The sequence below is a fragment of the Streptomyces sp. sk2.1 genome, assembly GCF_008120935.1.
Taxonomy (GTDB): domain Bacteria; phylum Actinomycetota; class Actinomycetes; order Streptomycetales; family Streptomycetaceae; genus Streptomyces.
In genome coordinates, this window is sequence record NZ_RDBO01000077.1 from 1,307,070 (window position 1) to 1,316,571 (window position 9,502).

The following is a 9,502-nucleotide window of genomic DNA, read 5'->3' on the forward strand; positions in this document are numbered from 1 at the left end:
GCCCGGCTCCGGCCGGCGGCCAGCGTGACGGCGGTCAGCGTGACGGCGGCCGCGGTGGCGACCGTCCCGCGCGTCCCGCGGGTCAGGGCGCGCCGCGCCCCGGCGCCCGTCCGTCCGGCCCCCGGCCGGGCAACAACCCCTTCACCTCCGGCGGCTCGACGGGCATGGCCCGTCCGCAGGCGCCGCGTCCCGGCGGCGCCCCGCGTCCCGGCGGCGGTCAGGAGCGTCCGGGTGCCCCGCGTCCGCAGGGCGGTCCCGGTGGCGCGCCGCGTCCGCAGGGCCAGGGCGGTCCCCGCCCGACCCCCGGCGGCATGCCGCGTCCGCAGGCTCCCCGTCCGGGCGGTGCCCCCGGTGGCAACCGTCCGAACCCGGGCATGATGCCGCAGCGTCCCGCTGCGGGTCCGCGTCCCGGCCCCGGCGGCCGTGGTCCTGGTGGTGGCGGCGGCGGTCGTCCGGGCGGCGCGGGTCGTCCCGGCGGCGGCTTCGCGGGTCGTCCGGCCGGTCCCGGCGGCGGCGGTGGCGGCGGTTTCGCCGGCCGTCCCGGTGGCGGTGGCGGCGGTGCGGGTCGTCCCGGTGGCGGCGGCGGTGGCTTCGGCGGCCGTCCCGGCTTCGGTGGTCGTCCCGGCGGCCCCGGCGGCCGTGGTGGCACGCAGGGTGCGTTCGGTCGTCCCGGCGGTCCGGCCCGTCGTGGCCGCAAGTCGAAGCGGCAGAGGCGCCAGGAGTACGAGGCCATGCAGGCCCCGTCGGTGGGCGGCGTCATGCTGCCCCGCGGCAACGGGCAGTCCGTCCGCCTGTCGCGCGGTGCCTCCCTCACCGACTTCGCGGAGAAGATCAACGCCAACCCGGCGTCGCTCGTCGCCGTGATGATGAACCTCGGCGAGATGGTCACGGCGACGCAGTCCGTCTCCGACGACACCCTCAAGCTGCTCGCGGACGAGATGAACTACGTCCTCGAGATCGTCAGCCCGGAGGAGGAGGACCGCGAGCTGCTCGAGTCCTTCGACATCGAGTTCGGCGAGGACGAGGGCGGCGAAGAGGCGCTCATCCCGCGCCCGCCGGTCGTGACCGTCATGGGTCACGTCGACCACGGAAAGACCCGACTGCTGGACGCGATCCGCAAGACGAACGTCATCGCGGGCGAGGCCGGCGGCATCACGCAGCACATCGGTGCCTACCAGGTCTCCGCCGAGGTCAACGGCGAGGACCGGAAGATCACCTTCATCGACACCCCGGGTCACGAGGCGTTCACCGCCATGCGTGCCCGCGGTGCGAAGTCCACCGACATCGCGATCCTCGTGGTGGCGGCGAACGACGGTGTGATGCCCCAGACGATCGAGGCGCTGAACCACGCCAAGGCGGCCGACGTGCCGATCGTGGTCGCGGTCAACAAGATCGACGTCGAGGGTGCCGACCCGACCAAGGTGCGCGGTCAGCTCACCGAGTTCGGTCTGGTGGCCGAGGAGTACGGCGGCGACACGATGTTCGTCGACATTTCCGCCAAGCAGGGTCTGCACATCGACCAGCTGCTGGAGGCCGTCGTCCTCACCGCCGACGCCTCGCTCGACCTGCGGGCCAACCCGGAGCAGGACGCGCAGGGCATCGCGATCGAGTCCCACCTCGACCGCGGCCGCGGCGCCGTCTCGACCGTCCTGGTCCAGCGCGGCACGCTGCGCATCGGTGACACCATGGTGGTCGGCGACGCGTACGGCCGTGTCCGGGCGATGCTCGACGACAACGGCAACAACGTCGAGGAAGCGGGTCCCTCGACCCCCGTCCTCGTGCTCGGTCTCACCAACGTCCCGGGCGCCGGCGACAACTTCCTGGTGGTCGACGAGGACCGTACGGCCCGTCAGATCGCCGAGAAGCGTGCCGCCCGCGAGCGCAACGCCAACTTCGCCCGCAAGGGTGTCCGGTTCTCCCTGGAGAACCTGGACGAGGCGCTCAAGGCCGGTCTGGTCCAGGAGCTCAACCTCATCATCAAGGGCGACGCGTCCGGTTCGGTGGAGGCTCTCGAGTCCTCGCTGCTCCAGCTCGACGTCGGTGAAGAGGTCGACATCCGGGTCCTGCACCGCGGTGTGGGTGCGGTCACCGAGTCGGACATCGACCTGGCGACCGGCTCCGACGCCATCGTCATCGGCTTCAACGTCCGCGCTGCCGGGCGTGCCCAGCAGATGGCGGAGCGCGAGGGCGTCGACGTCCGCTACTACTCGGTGATCTACCAGGCCATCGAGGAGATCGAGGCGGCCCTCAAGGGCATGCTCAAGCCGGAGTACGAAGAGGTCGAGCTCGGTACGGCGGAGATCCGCGAGATCTTCCGCTCGTCCAAGCTGGGCAACATCGCCGGTGTGCTGGTCCGCTCCGGCGAGGTCAAGCGCAACACCAAGGCGCGCCTGCTGCGCGATGGCAAGGTCATCGCGGAGAACCTCAACATCTCCGGTCTGCGCCGCTTCAAGGACGACGTCACCGAGATCCGCGAAGGCTTCGAGGGCGGTATCAACCTCGGAAACTTCAACGACATCAAGATCGACGACGTCATCGCGACGTACGAGATGCGCGAGAAGCCGCGAGGCTGATCCGCGGGGAATCCGGGGGGAACACCCCCGGACCTCTCTTTCACAGTCGGGGCCGGTCGACGGGGCGTATTTCCGTCGATCGGCCCCGGCCGTTCCGTGTACGGTTCTCGTGTTCCTGCCAAGCGCTGGCAGGACACGAACCCGAACCGGCGGGACATCCGGACATTCATGTATGTGGGGACACTGTCCTTCGATCTGCTTCTCGGCGACGTACGGTCGTTGAAGGAGAAGCGCTCCGTCGTCCGTCCGATCGTCGCCGAACTCCAACGAAAATTCGCGGTGAGCGCGGCGGAGACCGGCGGTCAGGATCTCCATCGCAGGGCCGAGATCGGCCTTGCCGTGGTCTCCGGGGACACCGGACACCTCACAGATGTTCTGGACCGGTGCGAGCGGCTGGTGGCCGCCCGGCCGGAAGTGGAACTGCTGTCCGTACGACGGCGGGTCCACAGCGACGAAGACGATTGAGCAAGAGGGAGACGGACCAGTGGCCGACAACGCGCGGGCTAAGAAGCTGGCGGACCTCATCCAGGAGGTGGTCGCCCAGAAACTTCAGCGCGGAATCAAGGACCCGCGCCTGGGGACGCACGTGACCATCACGGACGTCCGGGTCACCGGCGACCTGCGGGAGGCCACGGTCTTCTACACGGTCTACGGCGACGACGAGGAGCGGGCGAGCGCCGCGGCCGGTCTGCAGAGCGCCAAGGGCATCCTGCGGTCGGCGGTCGGTGCGGCGGCGGGGACGAAGTTCACCCCGACCCTCGCCTTCGTGGCGGACGCGCTGCCCGAGAACGCGCGGGCGATCGAGGACCTCCTCGACCGCGCGCGGGCCTCGGACGCCAAGGTGCGCCAGGCGTCCTCGGGCGCCACGTACGCCGGTGACGCGGACCCGTACCGCAAGCCGGAGGACGAGAACGACGAGGACACCGCCTCCGAATGACATCGCAGAACACGCCGGACGGCCTTGTCATCGTCGACAAGCCGTCCGGCTTCACTTCGCACGACGTCGTCGCCAAGATGCGCGGCATCGCCCGGACCCGCCGGGTCGGGCACGCCGGCACGCTGGACCCGATGGCGACCGGCGTGCTCGTGCTCGGTGTCCAGAAGGCCACCAAACTGCTCGGCCACCTCGCGCTGACCGAGAAGGAGTACCTCGGCACGATCAGGCTCGGGCAGAACACCATCACGGACGACGCGGAGGGCGAGATCACCTCGTCCACCGACGCGTCCGGGGTGACCCGGGAGGGCATCGACGCGGGTGTCGCGGCCCTGACCGGCGCGATCATGCAGGTGCCGTCCAAGGTCAGCGCCATCAAGATCGACGGCAAGCGGTCCTACGCACGGGTGCGGGGCGGCGAGGAGTTCGAGATCCCGGCCCGCCCGGTGACGATCTCGTCCTTCAACGTCTACGACGTCCGCCACGAGGTCGCCGAGGACGGGACACCGGTCGTGGACCTGGTCGTCTCGGTCGTCTGCTCCTCGGGCACGTACATCCGCGCCATCGCCCGGGACCTCGGTGCCGGGCTCGGCGTCGGCGGGCACCTGACCGCGCTGCGGCGCACCCGGGTCGGACCGTACGGCCTCGACGCGGCGCGGACGCTCGACCAGCACCAGGAGGAGCTGACCGTGATGCCGGTGGCCGAGGCCGCCGCGGCCGCGTTCCCCCGCTGGGACGTGGACGAGAAGCGCGCCGGGCTGCTGCTGAACGGCGTACGGCTGGACATGCCGTCCTTCCCGCCGGGACCGGTCGGGGTCTTCGGGCCCGACGGACGGTTCCTGGTCCTCGTCGAGGAGCAGAAGGGCAGGGCGAAGAGCCTCGCGGTCTTCGCCTGAGCGACTCTGCCGGGCGACTTCCCGGGGTCGTCCGGCAGGCTCCGGACGGCCCCGGGCCGTTCACCGGGACGGAATCGTCGTGGAGCGGGCGGGACGACCCCACGCCCGCTCCACGGTTTCCCAACGATTCCTGTCCACCGGACGCCGGTAATTCACCCCAACGAGCAGGCGCTCGGAGTGAAACGGGGGTGCATCAGGGGGCGCTTTTGCTCCGAGTGATACACGTGCTGATCATCGGTCCTAACGTTCCGACCATGGGAAGCGGGGACCGGGCAGCGCTGGTACGTATCTGCGATCAGGCCGGTCGGCCTCGGGGGACCGGATTCGTCGCGGACGACCGGGGCACGGTACTGACCAGCCACGAGGCGATCGACGGCCTCGACGGACCGGTCCTGCACGGAGCGGACGGCCGCAGCCGCACCCTCGGGGCCGACGACATCACCGCGCTGCCCGAGCTCGGCCTCGCCCTGCTGCACACCCCGGGGCCCGGGGCGCTGGGCGTGGAGCCGGTGCCGATCACCCTGCGGGAACGGATCGACGCCGGGACGTACGTGACGATCGCCGCCCACGGCTGGCGCGAGGCACGGGTGCTCGGCACCACCCCCGTGACCTACACCGCGCGCGGACACCGCCACCGGATCGGCGCGGCACTGGAGCTGGCGCTCGGCACGAACGGCAGGGACGCGCTGCAACTGCGCGGCGCGGCCGTGGGCGGACCCGTCCTCGATCCGGAGAGCGGCGCGGTCATCGCCGTACTGGGCACCGCGCTGCGGGCGGAGCATCCCGCGGCCGGACTCGCCGTGCCGCTGCGGGACACGGGCACCGAGGGACCGCTCGACGTACTGCTGCGGCGCAACGCGACGAGCGTCCCCGGCTACGGACACGACCTGAACCTCGCGGGCGCCCTGCACCTGACGGCGACCTCGCTCGGTTCGGCGGGCGGTCCGGGCGCCGGGCCCGACCCGGTCGAGCGCCCGGACGTCAGCGCGGAGTTCAGGGCCTTCGCGGGACCGGCCGGGGCCTCGTCCGCGGCGGGCGGCACCGCCGTCGTCCTCGGCCTGGTCGGGGCGCCGGGCACCGGACGCACCACCGAACTGACGGCGCTCACCGCCCGTCGGGCACGCGGCCCGGTCCCCGCGCCCACCCTCTGGCTGCGCGGCGCCGATCTGCTGGCCGACGACACCTCGGTCGCCGACGCCGTCACCCGCGCGCTGGGCAGGGCCGGCCGGATCGTCACCGCCGCCGGGGCCCGGGGCGACATGGCCACCGCCACCCCCGAGCGGGTGGCCCGGCTGGCCAGGGAGTCCGGAATCCCGCTGCTCGTGCTGCTGGMCGGCCCCGAGGAGATGCCTCCCGCGCTGGCCCACGAGACGGCCCGGTGGACCGCCGCCACCGTCGACTGGCTGCGGACGAACGGCGCGCGGCTGGTGATCGCCTGCCGTCCCGAGTACTGGGAGACGGCAGGCGCGCTCTGCCCGCCCGGCGCGCTGCACCGCCCCGCCCGCCCGGCCGGGCGGCTGCCGTCCGCGATCCGGCTGGGCGACCTCACCGCCGACCGGGCCGAACAGGCCCGGCAGCGGTACGCCATCCCGCCCGGGGCGCTCGCCCCCGGGCACGACCGGCACCCGCTCACCCTGCGCCTCCTCGCGGAGGTGCGTGCCGCCATGCCCGGAGAGGTCGCCGGGCAGCCCGACACGGAGGAGGTGTTCGGCGCCCACCTGGACCTGATGTGCCTGCGCGTCGCGGTCCGTGTCGCGGCCGCCTCGGGCCGGGCGCCGGGCGGCGGCGCGGTCCGCAGGCTGGCCGCCCGGGTGGCGGGGCAGGTGCACGAGGCGGCGCGGCGCTGTCTGGGGCCGGGGCAGGGGGAGCTGGACCGGGCGGCGTTCGAGGAGGTCTTCCCCTGGCGCCCCGGCTGGGCGTCGGCCGTCCTCACCGAGGGCCTGCTCGTCCCGGCGGGGGCCGGTTACCGCTTCGCGCACGAGGAGCTGGGGGACTGGGTCCAGGGCGCCCATCTGGACGTGGACGCGGCGCTGCACGCGCTCGTCCACCGGTGGCACGCGCGGAAGGAACCGGACGACGGGGCGCCGGACGCGGGTACGGACCCGGCGGAGGGGAAAGCGGACGGGGCGCCGGACGCGGCCGCCGCCCGCCGGGTGCCGCAGCCGAGACGGCCCGCGGGAAGCGGCCGGAGCACCGTCGCGGCCCGGCCGGGCCGCGGGCCCGTGCCCGCACCGGACGCGGAGCCGGACCCCGGGGCGGGGCCCGGCTCCCCGGGCTCCCCGTCGGGCCCGCGCACCCTGCCCGTACCGCGCCACCGGATCGGTCCGGTGGTCCAGGCACTGCTCCGGCTGGGCCGTCGGCAGGGCCCCGTGGCCCTCTCCCATCAGCTGGCCGATCTCATCGAGGCCCTGGACCGGCTGCTGCCCGGACCGGGGGACCCGGGACGGGCGGACGCCGGCACCACCACCTCCGGCGGGGACGGGGGCGGCCCGTGCCGGGACGCCCGGTGGTGGGCCGTCCACCTGCTCTCCGAGACCCTGATCCAGGTGCCCGACGCCCGGCCGTACCTCGGGGTGCTGCGGCTGCTCGCCGGCCGGGTCGTGCGCGGCGCCGCGCCGGGCGGGCCGTCGGGCCCCGGCACGTACGCCGAGTTCGGTCCGTGGTTCTGGCGGCGGCTGACGCTGCCCGAGGCGGACCTGATGGACCTGTTCCGGCGCCTGGTCCCCGCCGACGGCCCGTCCTGCGGCGACGGCGGCGAGCGGTTCCTGGACGCCGTCGCCCGGCGGCTCGCCGCCCGGCCCCGGACCGTGCAGCCCCTGCTCTGCGGCTGGTTCACCGACGAGCGGCCGCTCCCCGCCGGGGACGGGGACACGATGCGGCCGACCGTGGCCGCCGCCGCGCAGGCGCTGCTCCACACCCACCGGGACCTGGCCGTCGACGACCTGACCGACGCGCTCGTCGCGGCCCACCACCCCCGGGCCGGGGAACTGCTCGCCGCGCTGGCCGAGGACGAGCCGGCCGCGCTGTGCCGGGCCGTCCACCGCTGGGCCCACGACGGGGACCGGCCCGCCCGCCGCACCGCCGCCGCCACGTACGCGGCGGTCGCCGCGCCCCACGCCGTCCTCGACACCGACCGCGAGCTGCTGCGCGGGGCCGCCCGCGCCCTGCTGGCCCGCCCCGGCGACGCCGCCCTGCACGGGGCCGCGCTCGCCCTCCTCGTACGGGACCCGCAGAGCCGGGACGGCTGCCTCCCGCAGGCCCTGCGGGCCTTCGTCGGGGGCGAGCCGCGGCTGTCCCCGGAGGTGCTCGCCGAGGCCCTGCCCTCCCACCCGGAGCCGGTGCTCGCCGCGTTCCGGGAGCGGCTGACCCGGCCGGACGAGGGCGCGGGCGAGGTGCTGTGCGCACTGGCCGCGATCGACGCCCCCGCACTGGCCCTGCACACCGCCGGGCTCGTGCGCGCCTACGTCGAGAGCCACCCGGACGACGCCGTGCACGCCGCCTCGTACATCCACCGGAGGCTGGAGCACGGGCCCGCCGCCCGCGCCCTGCTGCTGCCGCTGGTGACAGGGCTGCTGCGGGACCGCCCCGTCCCGCCGCCGGTGCGCGGGGCGCTCGCCGGGGTGTTCGCCGCGCCCGGCAGCCCGGCCTCCGCACAGCTGCGGGGGGAGCTCCTGGAGGTCCTGCTCGACTTCGAACAGGACACCCGACGGGACCCGGACGTGCTCGACGCGCTGCTGCGGGCCGCCGCGACCGGCTCCGGAGGCCGCGCCCCGGCCCGTACCCGCGCCCTGGTCCACCGCACCGGAACGCTGCTGCTCCGCACCCCCGGGGGCGCGGACCGCTTCGACCGCCTGCTGGTCGAACTCGCCCGTGACGTGCCGGGATTCGCGGCGCTGGTCACCGAGTGGCTGACCGGCGCCCCGCAGGAATGGACACCGCTCATCGGTCCGGACGCACGGCGGACGGTTCGGGAGCTGGGCGGGTCCAAGGCGATGCCGATGCGGGCCGCAGGGCGTGAGCATGGCAGTCTTAGACCTGCGTAAGAGGCATATCCACGTACACAGGTTCGGGCGAGGAGCGGTCAGAGTGCAGCGCTGGCGTGGCTTGGAGGACATCCCCCAGGACTGGGGACGCAGCGTCGTCACCATCGGTTCCTACGACGGGGTGCACCGCGGACACCAGCTGATCATCGGGCGCGCCGTGGAGCGGGCCCGCGAGCTGGGCGTGCCGTCGGTCGTGGTGACCTTCGACCCGCACCCCAGCGAGGTCGTGCGGCCCGGCAGCCACCCGCCGCTGCTCGCCCCGCACCACCGGCGCGCCGACCTGATGGCCGAGCTGGGGGTGGACGCGATGCTGATCCTGCCGTTCACCAGCGAGTTCTCGAAGCTGGCCCCGGCGGACTTCATCGTGAAGGTGCTCGTCGACAAACTGCACGCGCAGCTGGTCATCGAGGGCCCGAACTTCCGCTTCGGCCACCGGGCGGCCGGGAACGTCGAGCTGCTCGCCGAGTTCGGCGCGACCTACGACTACCGCGTCGAGGTCATCGACCTGTACGTGAGCGGCGAGGCGGGCGGCGGCGAGCCGTTCTCCTCCACCCTCACCCGGCGGCTGATCGCCGAGGGCGACGTCGCGGGCGCCGCCGAGATCCTGGGCCGTCCGCACCGGGTCGAGGGCGTCGTCGTGCGCGGTGCGCAGCGCGGCCGCGAGCTCGGCTTCCCCACGGCCAACGTGGAGACCCTGCCGCACACCGCGATCCCCGCCGACGGCGTCTACGCGGGCTGGCTGAACGTGGCGGGCGAGGCGATGCCCGCCGCGATCTCGGTCGGCACGAACCTGCAGTTCGACGCCACGGAGCGGACGGTGGAGGCGTACGCGATCGACCGCGTCGGCCTCGACCTGTACGGGCTGCACGTCGCGGTGGACTTCCTCTCGTACGTGCGCGGGATGCTGAGGTTCGACTCGGTCGACGACCTGCTCGTGGCGATGGCCGCCGATGTGAAGCGGTGCTCCGAACTGGTCGCCGCGTACGAACGGGGCTGAACCCCTCGGGCCGCGCCCGCCCCGGCGCGGCGCGCGGCCCCCTCGGACGAACGGCCCGG

General features: G+C 74.2%; 6 protein-coding genes. All 6 read left to right on the forward strand.

Going from position 1 to position 9,502, the window contains the following annotated elements; genetic code table 11:
• Positions 1-2,573, forward strand: a 2,573-nt coding sequence (infB, locus tag EAO76_RS33130; protein WP_262375910.1) for a translation initiation factor IF-2, incomplete at its 5' end; no start/stop codon positions are given.
• Positions 2,574-2,741: 168 nt separating this feature from the next.
• Positions 2,742-3,038, forward strand: a complete 297-nt coding sequence (locus EAO76_RS33135) for a DUF503 domain-containing protein (RefSeq protein ID WP_148839675.1) — start codon at positions 2,742-2,744, stop codon at positions 3,036-3,038.
• A gap of 19 nt (positions 3,039-3,057) precedes the next feature.
• Entirely contained in the window at positions 3,058-3,510 is a 453-nt protein-coding gene (gene rbfA, locus EAO76_RS33140; RefSeq protein ID WP_148839677.1) for a 30S ribosome-binding factor RbfA, read from the forward strand.
• Positions 3,507-4,403, forward strand: coding sequence for a tRNA pseudouridine(55) synthase TruB (gene truB / locus EAO76_RS33145; RefSeq protein ID WP_148839678.1), 897 nt, complete (start codon positions 3,507-3,509; stop codon positions 4,401-4,403). The genes rbfA and truB overlap by 4 nt, the downstream gene beginning before the upstream one ends.
• Positions 4,404-4,657: 254 nt before the next feature.
• Positions 4,658-8,446, forward strand: coding sequence for a serine protease (locus EAO76_RS33150; RefSeq protein ID WP_148839680.1), 3,789 nt, complete (start codon positions 4,658-4,660; stop codon positions 8,444-8,446).
• Positions 8,447-8,489: 43 nt separating this feature from the next.
• Positions 8,490-9,443: a bifunctional riboflavin kinase/FAD synthetase gene (locus tag EAO76_RS33155; RefSeq protein WP_148839682.1), complete on the forward strand. Its 954-nt coding sequence runs from the start codon at positions 8,490-8,492 to the stop codon at positions 9,441-9,443.
• Positions 9,444-9,502 lie beyond the last annotated feature (59 nt).

What these genes read in the sequence shown, in the direction of transcription:
- EAO76_RS33135 (WP_148839675.1), top strand. Translation starts at nt 2,742, where the DNA reads ATGTATGTGGGGACACTGTCCTTCGATCTGCTTCTCGGCGACGTACGG.
- truB (WP_148839678.1), top strand. Translation starts at nt 3,507, where the DNA reads ATGACATCGCAGAACACGCCGGACGGCCTTGTCATCGTCGACAAGCCG.